Raw genomic sequence first — 14,427 nt, forward strand, 5'->3', positions numbered from 1 at the left:
TGACCATGACGATCCATTCCACCTTGCTGGCTACCGCCGTGTTTGCGGTCCTTTCCACCGCATCGGCGCAGGCCGCGCAGCCGCTGCGCGTCGCTGCTGGCGACCAGATTCCCGCTGGCCTCGTAGCCGCGCCGCTGCCGGCCGATGAAAGCGAGCACGCGCCGCTGGCGTTCGCCTGGGCACTGGACCCGGCGCAACCACTGCAGGCCCCCGGCCCCCAGGCCGCGATCAGCCGCAGCTACTGGCAGCAGGTCGACGGTGCCGAGCTGCAGCGCGGCCTGGAACTGCCACTGAGCGCACCCGATGCGGTGATCCAGCTCAGCCCGGCGCCGGGTGCCCGCGCGCTGCCGGCCAGCGCGCTGCAGGTGCGTGATCCGGCGGGGCGCAGCAGCGTTGCGCGCAGTGTCGATGCACGCCAGCTGCAGGATGCGGGCATGCCGGTCAGCGATGGCAGCAGCATGCTGCGCACCCGTACCACCAGCGCAGCTGGCGCTTACCGGCTGCAGAGCGCGCAGGCGCAGGGCCGCTACGTGGTGCAGGTGCTGGAGCCCAACAGCCCGCTGCGGTTGGAAGTGCAGGCCAGCCAGGCGCAGGTGCTGGCCGGTGGCAACGTGCAGCTGCAGGCGCGTCTGCTGGAAGACGGGGCCAGCGCGGCGACGTTGCGCACACGGCGCGGCAGCCTTGGCGGTGAAGCGCTGCTGGTTGCACCCGATGGCCGCAGCTGGCCGCAGCGGCTGCTGCGCACCACCGATGGCAGCCTGCGGGCACAGGTGAGGATTCCGGCCGAGGCCAGCAACGCACAGGGCCTGTGGGAGCTGCAGGTGTTTGCCCAGGCCGACGGCGTGCTGCGCGATGGCAAGGTTGCCTTCGCGGTGGCCAGGCCGACCGCCCGCTTCGTCGGCCAGGCCATGCCCGATCCGGGCAGCCGCCAGGTCAGCCTGCCGCTGCAGGTGGCCGCCGCTGGCCGCTACGAGGCGCGCGGCACGCTGTATGCCACCGCAGCCAACGGCCAGCTGCAGCCTGTGGCGCAGGCCCATGCGGCAGCGTGGTTCGATGGCCCGGGCCGCGGCGCGCTGGTGCTGCCCTTCGACCAGGCCGCGTTGCCTGCCGGCTTCGGTGCGCCCTATGAACTGCGCGACCTGCAGCTGCAGGACCAGAGCCGGATGGCACCGATCGAGTCGCGCGCGCTGGCGTTGCGGTTCTGAAGCAAGGCGTGGCGGGCCGGATGTCCGGCCCGCTGCACCGTCTTCTGTAGAGCCGAGCCTATGCTCGGCTGCCGTTCCCGCGGCCAAGAGCAGCCGAGCATAGGCTCGGCTCTACAGTGGCATGTCGATCACCCCGCGTAGGCGGTCAGCCGTCCTTCCTGTTCCACCACCGTGATCGCACCGCCGAACACGGCCGACAGCGGTTCGTCGCGCAGCAGCTCGGCGCGCGCGCCATCGGCCAGCACGCGGCCGTCGCGCAGCAGCACCACCCGCTCGATCTCGGGAATCACTTCCTCGATGTGGTGGGTGACCAGCACCAGGGTGATGCCCTGCTGGGCGAGCACGCGCATGGTGGCGATCAACTGCTGGCGGGCCACCAGGTCCAGCCCGGTGGAGGGTTCATCCAGCAGCAGCGCCTGCGGCCGGTTGACCAGCGCACGGGCGATCAGCACGCGGCGGGTCTCGCCGGCCGACAGTTCGGCGTAGGCACGCTCACGCAGGCCCGATGCGCCGGTCATCGCCAGGGTCTCGCCCACCCGCACGCGCATGTCGGCGGTGACCTCGCGGAACGCCGGCACCATGTAACTGGCGAAGAACCCCGACAGCACTGCCTGCTCCACCGTCAGCCCCGGCATGTCGGCCAGGTTGCTGCTGAGGTCGCCGGTGACGATGCCCAGCTGCGAGCGCAGCCGGTCGACCTGCCAGCGGTTCTGCCCCAGCACCTTCACCGCCACCGTGCCGTCGGCCTGCGCCAGCGGGTACAGCTCGCGGGTGATCAGCTTGATGAAGGTGGACTTGCCACAGCCATTGGGGCCGAGCAGGGCGGTGTGCTGGCCCTGCGCGATGCGCAGGCTCAGCCCGTGCAGGACCTTCACCTGGCCGCGCATCACGCTGGCGCGGTCCAGTTCGATCAAGGGCGGCAGGTCCCCGGCGGATGGGGCAGGGTCTACGGCGCGGATGCGCGGATCAAGGCTCGACAACACGGGTCCCCAACTGTGAACGAAGCCACGGAATGGCGCTGCCAATCCAGCGGTGCAAGGTGCAGTTTGCAACGCAAGCGCCCATGATGTCTTCCATACCTGTGTCGCTCTGGAGAGCCGCCATGCCTGATGCCCTGATGTCCCTGCTGACCGGTGGCGTGCTGGGCCTGGGCTGGTGGCAGCTGGCCCTGGTGCTGCTGGTCTTCACCCAGCTCACGATCTTCTCGGTCACCCTCTACCTGCACCGCAGCCAGGCGCACAGGGGCGTGGACGTCCACCCGGTGGTCGCGCACTTCTTCCGCTTCTGGACCTGGCTGACCACCTCGATGATCACCAAGGAATGGGTGGCGATCCATCGCAAGCACCACGCCAAGGTGGAAACCGAGGACGACCCGCACAGCCCGGTCACCCGTGGCATCGGCCAGGTGTTCTGGCGCGGCGTGGAGCTCTACCGCGAAGCACGCGGCATGCGCGCGGACATCGAACAGTACGGTCGCGGCACGCCGGACGACGCCATCGAGCGCCGCCTGTACACCCCCTATGCCACCTTCGGCCCGGTGCTGCTGTTTGCGATCAACACGGTGCTGTTCGGCCTGCCGGGCATCGCCCTGTGGGCGATCCAGATGGCGTGGATTCCGTTCTGGGCCGCCGGCGTGGTCAATGGCCTGGGCCACTGGTGGGGCTACCGCAACTACGAGTCGGCCGACACCTCCACCAACCTGACGCCGTGGGCGTTCTGGATTGGTGGCGAGGAACTGCACAACAACCACCATGCGTTCCCCAGCTCGGCGCGCTTTGCGATGCGGCGCTGGGAGTTCGACATCGGCTGGAGCGCGATCCGCCTGCTGCAGGCCCTGCGCCTGGCCAAGGTATTGCGGGTGGCGCCGGCCATGGACGTGCGCCCGAACATCGCCGTGCCCGACGCCGACACCCTGAAAGCCCTGTTGTCGCATCGCTTCCAGGCGATGACCGACTACCAGCGCAACGTGTTCATGCCGGCATTGCGCGAGGAAGCACGACACGCCGGTGCCAAGCTGCGGCGGTTGCTGCCGCGCAGGCTGCGTCGTGGCCTGGTCAACGACGGCCGCTGGTTGAAGCCGGACAGCCGCGCGCAGCTCAGCGAATGGGTCGCCCAGCGCCCGCGCATCCGTACCCTGGTGGAATATCGCGCGCGCCTGGCAACGCTGCTGGAAGCGCGTGGTCACGATGCCGCCGAGCGCCTGCGTCAACTGCAGGCCTGGTGCCGCGAGGCCGAGGAAAGCGGCATTGCCGCGCTGCAGGCCTATGCCGCGCGACTGAAGGGTTACACCCTGGTGGGCGGATGAAGGCTGCGCTGACGGTGTTGTTGCTGGTCGCAGTGTGGGCGCCTGCCGTGCAGGCCCAGGTCAGCGACACCGCCAGCTACCTGCAGCGCATGGACAGCGACGGCGACGGCAAGGTCAGTGAAGCCGAGTACCTGCAGTGGATGCTGTACGCGTTCGATCGCATGGACCGCAACGGCGATGGCGTGCTGACCGCCGATGAGCTGCCCGGCGGCAAGGGCAGGGCCATCAGCCGCGAACAGCAGCGGCAGACGATCGTGCAGCGCTTCCACAAACAGGACGCCAACGGTGATGGGTTCCTGGATGCGCGGGAACTGGCTGCACCACCACGCTGAGCGGGCATAGAATCGTCCCATGCCCGAACTGCCCGAAGTAGAAACCACCCGCCGCGGCCTGGCGCCGCACCTGCAGGGCCGCCGCGTGCATGGGGTGATCCTGCGCCGTGCCGACCTGCGTTGGCCGATCCCGCCGGAAGTGGCCGAGCTGCTGCCCGGCCAGCGCATCGAAGACGTGCGCCGCCGCGCCAAGTACCTGCTGCTGGATACCGCCATCGGCAGTGCCGTACTGCACCTGGGCATGTCCGGCAGCCTGCGCGTGCTGCCCGGCGACACCCCGCTGCGCGCCCACGACCATGTGGACATCAGCCTGGACAACGGTCGCCTGCTGCGTTTCAACGACCCGCGCCGCTTCGGCAGCCTGCTCTGGCAGCCCGCCGGCGAGATCCATCCGTTGCTGCAGGGGCTGGGCCCGGAACCGCTGGATGAAGCCTTCGACGGCGACTACCTGTTCGCCCGCAGCCGGGGCCGCAGCGCGCCAGTGAAGACCTTCCTGATGGACCAGGCGGTAGTGGTCGGCGTGGGCAACATCTACGCGGCCGAAAGCCTGTTCAAGGCCGGCATCAGCCCGCTGCGCGAAGCTGGCAAGGTCACCCGCGAGCGCTACCGGCGGCTGGCCACGGCAGTGAAGGAAACGCTGGACTACGCGATCACCCGTGGTGGCACCACCCTGCGTGATTTCATCAGCCCCGACGGCGCGCCGGGCTACTTCGAGCAGGAGCTGCTGGTGTACGGCCGCGATGGCCTGCCGTGCCCCAGCTGCGGCCGCCCACTCAAGCACGCGATGATCGGCCAGCGGGCCAGCGTGTGGTGCAGCCGCTGCCAGCGCTGAACGTCTTCATGCGCTGCACACGCGCAGCGCTATAGTCCAGCCAGCATCCGCTGCGGGGGCGTTGGCGATGGATGAAGGACCGGATATCACCGTCTGGCTGGATGCTGCGCGCGGCGGCGATCGCGCCGCGCTCGACCGCGTGCTGACCACCCTGTACCAGGAGCTGCACAGCATGGCCCGGCGGCAGCTGGCCGGGCAGCAGGGGCGCACCCTGGATGCCACCTCGCTGGTCCACGAGTCCTACCTGAAGCTGCTGGGCAGCCGCGGTGCGGCGCGCTTCGAGGACCGTGCGCACTTCTTCGCCTATGCAGCCTCGGCGATGCGCAGCGTGGTTGTCGACTACGCGCGCAACCGCTTGGCGCGCAAGCGCGGTGGCGACCTCAAGCGGGTGGCCGAGATTCCCGAGAACAGCAGCAGCGGCGTGCGCCTGGACGAGGACCTGCTGGCCCTCGATGTTGCGTTGGAACGCCTGCAGGCCGTCGATGCGCATCTGGCCAAGGTCGTGGAGCTGCGCTACTTCGCGGGCCTGTCCGAGCTGGAGATCGCCGAGCTGAGCCAGCGCTCGGAACGCAGCATCCGCCGCGACTGGCAGAAAGCGCGGCTGTTCCTGCTGGCCGCGATGCGCAGCGACTGAGTCGCCGCGACCCACATCATGGATACCGCCCGCTGGCAGCAATTGTCGTCCTGGCTGGACCAGCTGCTGGAGCTGGCACCCGCCGCCCGCCAGCTGCGCCTGCAGCGCTTGAGCGCGCAGGACCCGACGCTGGGACGCGAGCTGGAACACCTGCTGCAGCAGGAGGCCGACAGCCACGAGTTCATGGCACAGCCGCTGTGGACCGCCACACCGCCGGGCCGGGCCGGCAGCGAGGTCGGTCCCTACAGGTTGCTGCACCCGCTCGGCGAAGGTGGCATGGGCGAGGTCTGGTTGGCCGAGCGCTGCGATGGCCTGTACCAGCGTCAGGTCGCACTGAAGCTGCTGCGCAGCGGCGTCGCCGATCCCGGCCTGCGCCAGCGCTTCGGCCGCGAGCGGCAGATCCTGGCCCGCCTGCAGCACCCGCATCTGGCGCAACTGCTGGACGCCGGGGTGGACCAGCACGGGCAGCCTTACCTGGCGCTGGATTACGTGGAAGGCGAGCCGATCAGCGACTACTGCCGGCGCCTGCAACCGCCGCTGGAAACGCGTCTGCAGCTGATGCTGCAGGTCTGCGCGGTGGTCAGCCATGCGCATGCCAACCTGGTGGTGCACCGCGACCTGAAGCCCTCCAACATCCTGGTACGCGCCGATGGCACGGTGAAACTGCTCGACTTCGGCATCGCCAAGCTGCTCGACCACGACGATCCGAACGCTGCCCATCCGGCCACCGAAATCCGCGCTTTCACCCTGCACTACGCCGCGCCGGAGCAGGTGCGTGGCGAGGCGGTGACGACCTTGACCGACGTCTATTCGCTGGGCGTGGTGCTGTTCGAGGTGGTCACCGGGCACAAGCCCTATCGCCTGCGCCGGCACAGCGACGCGGAATGGGAGCGCTCGATCCTGGAGGTGCAGGCACCGCGCGCGTCGGCGCTGCTGCAACGGTTGGCCGCCGAGCCCGGAGCGCCGAAACGGGCCCTGCAGCGGCAGGCGAGGCGATTGCGTGGCGATCTGGACGTACTGTTGGAAAAAGCCCTGCAGAAGGACCCGCAGCAGCGCTACAGCTCGGCCGAGGCGCTGGCCGGCGACCTGCGCCGCTACCTGCAGGGGCAGCCGATCCAGGCGCGACCACCGGGCGTGGGTTACCGGGTGCGCAAGTACATTGGCCGCCATCGCTGGGGCGTGGCCTTGGCGACGCTGTCGGTGCTGGCGCTGCTGCTGACCACGTCCATCGCCCTGTGGCAGGCGCGCCAGGCGCGGGTGGAAATGGCGCGTGCGCAGGCCATGCAGGATTTCACCGTTGGCCTGTTCGACAAGGCGGCCAGCCAGCGCCACGGCCATTTCGACGTGCCACAGCTGCTGGCCACCGGTCAGCAACGGGGCGAAGCCGAACTGGCTGACCAGCCGCTGGCGCTGGCCGAGCTGCAAGGGGTGATCGGCCGCCTGCGCATCGGCCTGGGCGACTACCAGCTGGCGCTGCAGACCCTGGACCAGCAGCGCCGCCTGCTGCAGGAGGTGGGTGAGGTGCCGCCGGCGCTGCAGATCGAGGCAGTGACCCAGCGCGGGCGCGCGTTGCGCATGCTCGGCCGCGGGCGCGAGTGCCTGGCGCACCTGCAGCCGCTGCAACCGCTGGCGGCCAGCGAGGCGGCGGCCCTGCCGGCGGCCGTAGCCGAATTCCACAGCCAGCTCGGACGGTGCCAGGCCCAGCTGGGTGACACCGATGCGGCGCGCCGGTCGTTCCAGCAGGCGCTGGCGCTGCGCCACCAAGGGCTCGTCGAGCGCTTCGGGCGTGCTGAATCACTGGCCGACCTCGCTGCGCTGGACGCCACCGCCGGACGCCTGCCGGCCGCGCTGGCCGGCTACCGGCAGGCGCTGGCCCTGCTCGGCCAGCGCGCCGATGCCAGCAGCCCGCAGGTGATCAGCCTGCATCGGCAACTGGGCGATGTGCTGGCCCGCCAGGGCGACACGAAGGCGGCAGCGGCCGAGCTGGAGCAGGCCTGGCAGGCCGCGCAGGATGCATGGGGCCCTCGCCACCCGGAGGCGCTGGTGGTACGCCGCGCACGCGCGCTGCTGGCCCTGCAGCGTGGCCAGCACGCATCGGCCGGCCAGGAACTGCGGCAGGTGCAGGCACAGCTGCTCGGCGCGCTGGGCCCGGATCATCGTGAGATCGGCTACGGCGAGTTCGCCCTGGGGAAATGGGCCAGCGCCAGCGACGACCCCTCGGCAGCGGCGGCGCACTATGCCCGTGCGGTGGCGATCTGGCGCCAGCCCGATCACATCGCATTGCTGCCGCAGGCGCTGCTGGCACAGGGGCAGGCCCTGCAGGAGGCCGGCCAGACCGCGCAGGCCCGCAGCGTGCTGGCCGAGGCACGACAGCTGCTGCTGGCCCAGCGCGGGCCACAGGCGCCGGCCCTGCAGGAGCTCGACGCACGCATCGCGGCATTGGCGCAGGCTGAACAGCGCATCGATTCCACCGCTGCCCGTTAACGTTTGTCTGCCTATGATGGCCGACCTTCCCTTTGCTCCCGCGCCTGCATGCAACGACGCGACTTCATCCGCAATGCCTCCCTGGCCCTGGCCGCCTTCGGCCTGCCGTCACTGCCGGCCTGTGCGGCCAGCAAGAGTGGCCAGCTCGGGCTGCGCCGGCTTGGCCAGCCGCAGCCGTTCGATTTCGCCACTCTGAAGGGTCAGGCGCGCGCGCTGGCACAGGCGCCGTACCAGAGCCACAAGCGGGTACTGCCGGGCAAGCTGGAAGCGCTGGACTGGGATCAGTACCAGTCGATCGGCTACCGCCAGGACCATGCTTTGTGGGCCGACCAGCCGGGAAAATTCCAGGCCAAGTTCTTCCATCTGGGCCTGTACTTCCATTCGCCCGTGCGCATGTACGACGTGGTCGACGGCAAGGCGCAGGAACTGGCCTATGACGGCGCCGCGTTCAACTACGGCAAGAGCGGGTTGAAGAACGGTGAGCTGCCGGCCGACCTCGGCTTTGCCGGGTTCCGGTTGAACACGCGCAAGGACACCGACCGCGATTTCGCCGCGTTCCTGGGGGCCAGCTACTTCCGCGCAGTGGGCAAGGAAGGCCAGTACGGCCAGTCCGCGCGTGGCCTGGCCATCGACACCGGCATGGGCAAGCCCGAGGAATTCCCGGACTTCATCGCCTATTACCTGGAACAGCCTGCGGCCGACTCGGACACGATCATCGTCTACGCGCTGCTGGATTCGCCCAGCGTGGCCGGTGCCTACCGTTTCGCCGTCACCAACGGCGATGTGCTGCTGATGGACATCGACAGCGCGCTGTACCCGCGCAAGACCATCGAGCGGCTGGGCATCGCGCCCTGCACCAGCATGTACCAGGTGGGCGAGAACGACCGCCGCATGGGCTGGGACTGGCGGCCGGAGATCCACGATACCGACGGCCTGTCGCTGTGGACCGGCGCTGGCGAATGGATCTGGCGGCCGCTGCTGAACCCGCGCAACCTGCGCTTCAACATGTTCGTCGACCGCAATCCGCGTGGCTTCGGCCTGCTGCAGCGTGACCGCAACTTCGATCACTACCAGGACGACGGCGTGTTCTACGAGAAGCGCCCGTGCCTGTGGGTGGAGCCGAAGGGTGACTGGGGCGAGGGCTCGGTGCAGCTGGTGGAGATTCCCACCGTCGATGAAACCTTCGACAACATCGTGGCCTTCTGGAACCCGAAGGAAAAGCCGCAGCCGGGCCAGGAACTGCTGGTCGGCTACCGGCTGTACTGGGGCGCACAGCCGCCGGCGCATACGCCGCTGGCCCACTGCGTGGCCAGCCGCACCGGCCTGGGTGGGGTGATCGGCAAGAAGCGGGAGTATTTCTCGTGGCGTTTCGCGGTGGACTTCGAAGGCGGCGAACTGGCCAGCCTGATCGACAAGGCCGACGTCGAAGCGGTTGTCGAAACCAGCCGTGGCCGGGTGGAGATCGTCTCGGCGCGGCCGTTGCGCGAGATCAAGGGCTACCGTGCGATGTTCGACCTGGTGCCGCCGGAGGGCAGCACCGAGCAGATCGACATCCGCCTGTACCTGCGCAGTGGCGGCAAGACCCTCACCGAAACCTGGCTGTACCAGTACACCCCGCCACCGGCCGGTGCGCCGGAGCGCACGCTGTACTGACGGGTCTATCGGCAGGGCTGCGCCCTGCACCCGCTGTAGTGCCGGCCGCTGGCCGGCAACCTCAGAAGCAACAGCAACAGCAACAGCAACAGCTGGCATTCGGTGGGATGGCGGGGTGGGTCCGGTTGCGGGGGACGCCGTGAACCCATCCCTGGGGGCTTGGCCGCGGCTTGCACGTGTGCGCTGTCCTGCGCACACGGCAAGACCGGGGTTGGGCATCCTGCCCAACCCGCCCGAGGCATGCCTCGGGCCCATGCCGCGGACACCCCCGCAACCGGACCCACCCCGCCTTCGACAGATTTCCGCGATCTGTCGGGATGGCATGGCCTGCTCTTGGTGGGTGTCGACCACGCTGCTGTTGGTGGGTGTCGACCTTGGTCGACACGTAGATCCACGCCATGCGTGGATGCTCTTCGATCCCAATTCGAAATATTCGAAATATTCGATTTCGATGGAGATTCATCCACGCATGGCGTGGATCTACCAGACACCGGGAAACTGTCAGAGGTGGGGCGGTGTCGGATTGCGGGGTGTCAGCCGCATGGATGCGGCTGCCAAGCCTACAGGGACGTACTTGCGGCGTCCCCGCTATCCGACACCGCCCCGCCATCCCACCGAATGCCAGCTGTTGCTGTTGCTGTTGCTTCTGAGGTTGCCGGCCAGCGGCCGGCACTACCGCGTCGGCAGGTGCAGGGCGCAGCCCTGCCGAAAAACCCTTACAACGGCAGCGGTGCCTGCGCCGGATCGATCCGACCCTCGCCACGAGTGATCTTCTTGAACTCGGCGCGGCTGACCGACACATAGCGCTCGTTGCCGCCGATCTCCACCTGCGGGCCGTCCTGCACGGCATGGCCGTGTTCGTCCACGCGCACGGTCATGGTCGCCTTCTTGCCGCTGTGGCAGATCGTCTTGATCTCCTGCATCTCGTCGGCCCAGGCCAGCAGGTATTGGCTGCCCTCGAACAACTCGCCGCGGAAATCGGTGCGCAGGCCATAGCACAGCACCGGGATGCGCAACTGGTCGACCACCTCGCTGAGCTGCCAGACCTGGCTGCGGCTGAGGAACTGCGCCTCGTCCACCAGCACGCAACCCAGCGGCCCGTTGGCCTGCAGATCCTGCGTGACCCACTGCTGCAGGTCGGTGTCGCGTTCGAAGGCCATGCCGTCGGCGCGCAGGCCGATCCGCGAGGCGACCACGCCCGCGCCGGCACGGTCGTCCAGGCGCGGGGTCAGGATCGCCACGCGCATGCCGCGCTCGCGGTAGTTGTGCGCGCTCTGCAGCAGGGTGGTGGTCTTGCCGGCGTTCATCGCCGAATAGTAGAAATAGAGCTTGGCCATCGGCCGATTGTACGACGCCACCCGGCACCGGCCGAAGCTGTTCAGCAAGCCCACCGGCCGGCGGCTGTGGCCGCCACCAACGCCCGCTACAATCCCACCCCAATGCACGGTCTCAATCCCCCCCAAGCTGCCGCCGTCCTCCACATCGAAGGACCGCTGCTGGTGCTCGCCGGCGCCGGCAGTGGCAAGACGCGTGTGATCGTGGAAAAGATCGCCCACCTGATCGGCTGTGGCCGCTACCCGGCCAAGCGCATCGCCGCGATCACCTTCACCAACAAGTCGGCCAAGGAAATGCGCGAGCGCGTGGCCAAACGCCTGCGCGAGCAGGATGCCGATGAAGTGACCATCTGCACCTTCCATGCGCTGGGCCTGAAGTTCCTGCAGATCGAGCATGCCGCGGTCGGGCTCAAGCGCGGTTTCTCGATCTTCGATGCCGATGACGCGGCCGCGCAGATCAAGGACCTGATGTACGGCGCCAAGCCAGACGACATCGAGGACATGAAGAACCTGGTGTCGCGCGCCAAGAACGCCGGCCTGTCGCCGGAGCAGGCGATGGCCGCTGCGCGCAGCAACCGTGAAAAGGAAGCGGCCGGCATCTACGAGCGTTACCAGCTGCGCCTGAGCGCGTTCAACGCAGTGGACTTCGACGACCTGATCCGGCTGCCGGTGCAGATCCTGGAAGAGAACCCGGACATCGCGCTGGCCTGGCGCGAGCGCATCGGCTATCTGCTGGTCGACGAATGCCAGGACACCAACGATGCACAGTACCGCCTGCTCAAGCAGCTGGCCGGTGACAAGGGCAACTTCACCTGCGTGGGTGATGACGACCAGTCGATCTACGCCTGGCGTGGCGCCAACCCGGAAAACCTGCAGCAGATGGGGCGCGATTACCCGGCGCTGGAAATCATCAAGCTGGAGCAGAACTACCGGTGTTCCAACCGCGTGCTGCGCGCAGCCAACGCGTTGATCGCCAACAACCCGCATGAGCATCTGAAGAAGCTGTGGAGCGACCAGGCTGACGGCGAGCGTATCCGCGTGTGGGAGTGCCGCAACAGCGAGCACGAGGCCGAGAAGGTCGCCGCCGAGATCGCGTTCGTGGCGCAGACCCGCAACGTACCGTGGAGCGATTTCTGCATCCTGTTCCGTGGCAATTTCCAATCGCGCCCGCTGGAAAAGGCGATGCAGCTGCTGCGCATTCCCTACCACCTGAGCGGCGGCACCATGTTCCTGGAGCGCCAGGAAGTGAAGGACACGCTGGCGTGGCTGCGGTTGCTGGTGAACCCGGACGACGACACCGCGTTCCTGCGTGCGGTGCAATCGCCCAAGCGTGAAGTCGGTGCCGGCACCCTCGCCAAACTGGCTGAACTGGCCTCGGAAAAAGACATGCCGATGGCACAGGCCGCCGAGGCGATCGGCGCGCTGCAGCAGTTGCCACCGCGCGCGGCCAACAGCCTGGCGCGCTTCACCGACATCCTGCGTGACCTGCGCGCGCAGACGCGGCAGATCAGCTCCGGCGACATGATCCGCAAGGTCGCCAAGGAATCGGGCCTGCTCAGCGAACTGCGGCAGCAAGCCAAGGAAGAAGCCAGCTACCAGCGTCGCGCCAACAACATCGAAGAACTGGCGCAGTGGTTCGAGGGCGGCCCGCGCGGCGCTACCGCTGCCGATCTCGCTGGCCAGCTGGCGCTGCTGTCGCGCAGCGACAAGGATGAGGGCGGCAACCAGGTGCGGATGATGACCATGCATGGTTCCAAGGGTCTGGAATTCCCCTACGTGTTCATCGTCGGCTGCGAGGATGGCGTGCTGCCGCACCAGGTCAGCCTTGACGAGGGCAACCTGCAGGAAGAGCGGCGCCTGCTGTACGTGGGCATCACCCGCGCCAAGATCCAGCTGTGGATGAGCTACAGCAAGCTGACCCGCAAGTTCGGTGAGCACGTGCGGTTGAAGCCGAGCCGTTTCTTCGAGGAGATTCCGGCCGAGGAGATCCAGCGCGATGGCGCTGATCCGGTGGCGGATGCGGCGCGGAAGAAGGAAAGGGCGACAGCGGGGTTGGCGGCGATCGAGGCGTTGTTCGACTAAGGCGCTCCAACGGCGCCGCCCCTCCGTGGTGGAGCGCGCGCTGGCTCCGCGGTGTGGCCGGTCGGGGTGGGGCCGCGGGGGACGCCGTGAACCCGTCCCTGGGGGCTTAGCCGCGCCATCCATGGCGCGGATACCCCCGCGAACCCACCCCGACCGGCCTCTGACAGATTCCGGGCGCGTCCTGTCACGGCAATGCAAAGAAAATCAAAATCAACAGCCGGGCGTTGAGGCAGAATCGGGGTTTCGGCTGGAGGTCTGCGCGTGCATCCCATTGAAAGCGAACGCCTGCGGCTGCGGGCCATTGAACCGGACCGCGATGCGGTGCCGATGCTGGCGCTGCTCAACGATCCGGGTTTCGTGCGTTTCATCGGTGATCGCAACGTGCGCGATGAGGAACAGGCGCGCGAGTACATCGCCCTGCGGGTGCTGCACAGCTATGCGTTGAATGGCTTCGGCATGTATGCGATCGAGCGGCTGTCCGATGGCGCGTGGCTGGGCAACGCCGGGCTGGTGCGCCGTGAGGGGTTGCCGGGACCGGACGTCGGTTATGCGGTGCTGTCGGAATTCGCCGGGCAGGGCTATGCCGGCGAGGCGGCGCGGGCGGTGTTCAATCACGCACGCACGGTGCTGGGCCTGCAGGATCTCTACGGCATCACCGATCTGGACCACGTGGTGTCCGGAAAGATCCTGCTGGGTCTGGGCATGCACGAGCGCGGGGTCATTCAGCTGCCGGGTATCGACAGCCCCAGCCGCCTATACGCCACGCTCGGCGCGGCCGAGGTTTGATCGTGGTGGGTGCCGACCGTTGGTCGGCACCCACCGCCTCAGCCGCCGCGCAGCTCCGCCAGCTGTGCCTGCAACTCGGCCACGGCCGCTTCCAGCTGGGCCACGCGCTCCGCCAGGCCGGGGTCGGCCGACTCGGCACCGCCGCCACTGCTGGCGTACTTCGCTGCCAACGCCGCGCCGTCCACTTCACCGCACAGCAGGTGCATGTAGCGGTCTTCGCGCTGGCCGCTGGCGCGCGGCAGCACTACCAGCAGGGCACGCTGCTGCAGGCGCTCGATGGCGTGGCGGGCTTCGTCGGCATCCGCGAAGCGGTGCAGGCGCTCGGCACGGGTGACCAGTTCGCCAAGCGTCTGCGGCCCGCGCAGCAGCAGCAGGGCCAGCAGCACGGTCTGCTGCCGGGTCAGGTCCAGCGCGCTCTGCAGGCGGTGCTCGTAGCGGTCGGCGCGCGAGGAGAAATGCTGGCGGGCCAGGCCCAGGGTCTCCAGCTGGCGCAGCGCATGCTCCACGCTGCCGGCGCTCACGTTCATCACCGGCTCGCGGGCGGTCTTCTGGTTGGCGGCCGATTGCGCGGCGTTGACCGTCAGTGGGTAGGTGTCCGGGGTGGTGGCTTCCTTCTCCACCAGGCAGCCCAGCAGGCGGGCCTGTACGGCATCCAGCAGCGGAACGTCGGGGGTCTGGGCAGGATCGGTCATGGCGGCTTCCGGAAGACAACAGGTCAACCACCAAGCATAGCCGTCCCGGCGGCGCCTTTGCCGGTAAAATGGGCCGGTATATCTGATT

Annotated in this window: 12 protein-coding genes; 9 read left to right on the forward strand and 3 right to left on the reverse strand. The window is 68.4% G+C overall.

The genetic code is table 11. The annotated features are described in order from the left end of the window. Nucleotides 1-5: 5 nt before the first annotated feature. Nucleotides 6-1,205 (forward strand): DUF4785 domain-containing protein, encoded by a 1,200-nt coding sequence (locus CR156_RS20100; RefSeq protein WP_100554510.1) that lies wholly within the window; start codon nt 6-8, stop codon nt 1,203-1,205. A 128-nt stretch (nt 1,206-1,333) separates the two neighbouring features. On the opposite strand, the gene CR156_RS20105 is transcribed toward CR156_RS20100, so the two are convergent. Next, on the reverse strand, nt 1,334-2,092 hold the full coding sequence (locus CR156_RS20105; RefSeq protein WP_223880226.1) for an ABC transporter ATP-binding protein: 759 nt from the start codon (nt 2,090-2,092) through the stop codon (nt 1,334-1,336). A gap of 215 nt (nt 2,093-2,307) precedes the next feature. Here CR156_RS20105 and CR156_RS20110 point away from each other — a divergent pair, with 215 nt between their 5' ends. The 6 genes from CR156_RS20110 to CR156_RS20135 all read left to right on the forward strand — a co-directional run bounded on the left by CR156_RS20110 (nt 2,308) and on the right by CR156_RS20135 (nt 9,445). Further along, the gene (locus CR156_RS20110; protein WP_100554309.1) at nt 2,308-3,510 is read left to right on the forward strand and encodes a DesA family fatty acid desaturase; all 1,203 of its coding nucleotides are present in this window, start codon (nt 2,308-2,310) and stop codon (nt 3,508-3,510) included. Then, entirely contained in the window at nt 3,507-3,842 is a 336-nt protein-coding gene (locus CR156_RS20115; RefSeq protein ID WP_100554310.1) for an EF-hand domain-containing protein, read from the forward strand. The genes CR156_RS20110 and CR156_RS20115 overlap by 4 nt, the downstream gene beginning before the upstream one ends. A 19-nt stretch (nt 3,843-3,861) precedes the next feature. Beyond that, complete coding sequence (gene mutM, locus CR156_RS20120) at nt 3,862-4,674, forward strand: bifunctional DNA-formamidopyrimidine glycosylase/DNA-(apurinic or apyrimidinic site) lyase (protein ID WP_100554311.1); 813 nt, start codon at nt 3,862-3,864, stop codon at nt 4,672-4,674. A 67-nt stretch (nt 4,675-4,741) separates the two neighbouring features. Further along, nucleotides 4,742-5,308, forward strand: coding sequence for an ECF-type sigma factor (locus CR156_RS20125; protein WP_025875449.1), 567 nt, complete (start codon nt 4,742-4,744; stop codon nt 5,306-5,308). 18 nt (nt 5,309-5,326) lie between these two features. Next, nucleotides 5,327-7,792 (forward strand): serine/threonine-protein kinase, encoded by a 2,466-nt coding sequence (locus CR156_RS20130; RefSeq protein ID WP_100554312.1) that lies wholly within the window; start codon nt 5,327-5,329, stop codon nt 7,790-7,792. Nucleotides 7,793-7,840: 48 nt separating this feature from the next. Further along, nucleotides 7,841-9,445, forward strand: coding sequence for a glucan biosynthesis protein (locus tag CR156_RS20135; protein ID WP_100461745.1), 1,605 nt, complete (start codon nt 7,841-7,843; stop codon nt 9,443-9,445). A 716-nt stretch (nt 9,446-10,161) separates the two neighbouring features. Here CR156_RS20135 and CR156_RS20145 read toward each other — a convergent pair. Beyond that, on the reverse strand, nt 10,162-10,782 hold the full coding sequence (locus tag CR156_RS20145; RefSeq protein ID WP_099819678.1) for a thymidine kinase: 621 nt from the start codon (nt 10,780-10,782) through the stop codon (nt 10,162-10,164). A 102-nt stretch (nt 10,783-10,884) separates the two neighbouring features. Here CR156_RS20145 and CR156_RS20150 point away from each other — a divergent pair, with 102 nt between their 5' ends. Together CR156_RS20150 and CR156_RS20155 are read left to right on the forward strand one after the other, a co-directional pair. Then, nucleotides 10,885-12,861 (forward strand): UvrD-helicase domain-containing protein, encoded by a 1,977-nt coding sequence (locus tag CR156_RS20150; protein ID WP_100554511.1) that lies wholly within the window; start codon nt 10,885-10,887, stop codon nt 12,859-12,861. Between the two features lie 261 nt (nt 12,862-13,122). Further along, complete coding sequence (locus CR156_RS20155; RefSeq protein ID WP_100554313.1) at nt 13,123-13,647, forward strand: GNAT family N-acetyltransferase; 525 nt, start codon at nt 13,123-13,125, stop codon at nt 13,645-13,647. Nucleotides 13,648-13,685: 38 nt separating this feature from the next. Here the strand turns inward: CR156_RS20155 and CR156_RS20160 are convergent, their stop codons facing one another. Next, entirely contained in the window at nt 13,686-14,339 is a 654-nt protein-coding gene (locus CR156_RS20160; protein ID WP_100554314.1) for a YceH family protein, read from the reverse strand. Nucleotides 14,340-14,427 lie beyond the last annotated feature (88 nt).

This window comes from Stenotrophomonas lactitubi, from assembly GCF_002803515.1.
GTDB classification, from domain to species: Bacteria; Pseudomonadota; Gammaproteobacteria; order Xanthomonadales; family Xanthomonadaceae; genus Stenotrophomonas; species Stenotrophomonas lactitubi.

Excerpts from the sequence above, each read along its gene's own strand:
- CR156_RS20100 (WP_100554510.1), top strand. The coding sequence starts at position 6 with ATGACGATCCATTCCACCTTGCTGGCTACCGCCGTGTTTGCGGTCCTT.
- CR156_RS20105 (WP_223880226.1), bottom strand. The coding sequence starts at position 2,092 with ATGCGCGGCCAGGTGAAGGTCCTGCACGGGCTGAGCCTGCGCATCGCG.
- CR156_RS20110 (WP_100554309.1), top strand. The coding sequence starts at position 2,308 with ATGCCTGATGCCCTGATGTCCCTGCTGACCGGTGGCGTGCTGGGCCTG.
- CR156_RS20115 (WP_100554310.1), top strand. The coding sequence starts at position 3,507 with ATGAAGGCTGCGCTGACGGTGTTGTTGCTGGTCGCAGTGTGGGCGCCT.
- mutM (WP_100554311.1), top strand. The coding sequence starts at position 3,862 with ATGCCCGAACTGCCCGAAGTAGAAACCACCCGCCGCGGCCTGGCGCCG.
- CR156_RS20125 (WP_025875449.1), top strand. The coding sequence starts at position 4,742 with ATGGATGAAGGACCGGATATCACCGTCTGGCTGGATGCTGCGCGCGGC.
- CR156_RS20130 (WP_100554312.1), top strand. The coding sequence starts at position 5,327 with ATGGATACCGCCCGCTGGCAGCAATTGTCGTCCTGGCTGGACCAGCTG.
- CR156_RS20135 (WP_100461745.1), top strand. The coding sequence starts at position 7,841 with ATGCAACGACGCGACTTCATCCGCAATGCCTCCCTGGCCCTGGCCGCC.
- CR156_RS20145 (WP_099819678.1), bottom strand. The coding sequence starts at position 10,782 with ATGGCCAAGCTCTATTTCTACTATTCGGCGATGAACGCCGGCAAGACC.
- CR156_RS20150 (WP_100554511.1), top strand. The coding sequence starts at position 10,885 with ATGCACGGTCTCAATCCCCCCCAAGCTGCCGCCGTCCTCCACATCGAA.
- CR156_RS20160 (WP_100554314.1), bottom strand. The coding sequence starts at position 14,339 with ATGACCGATCCTGCCCAGACCCCCGACGTTCCGCTGCTGGATGCCGTA.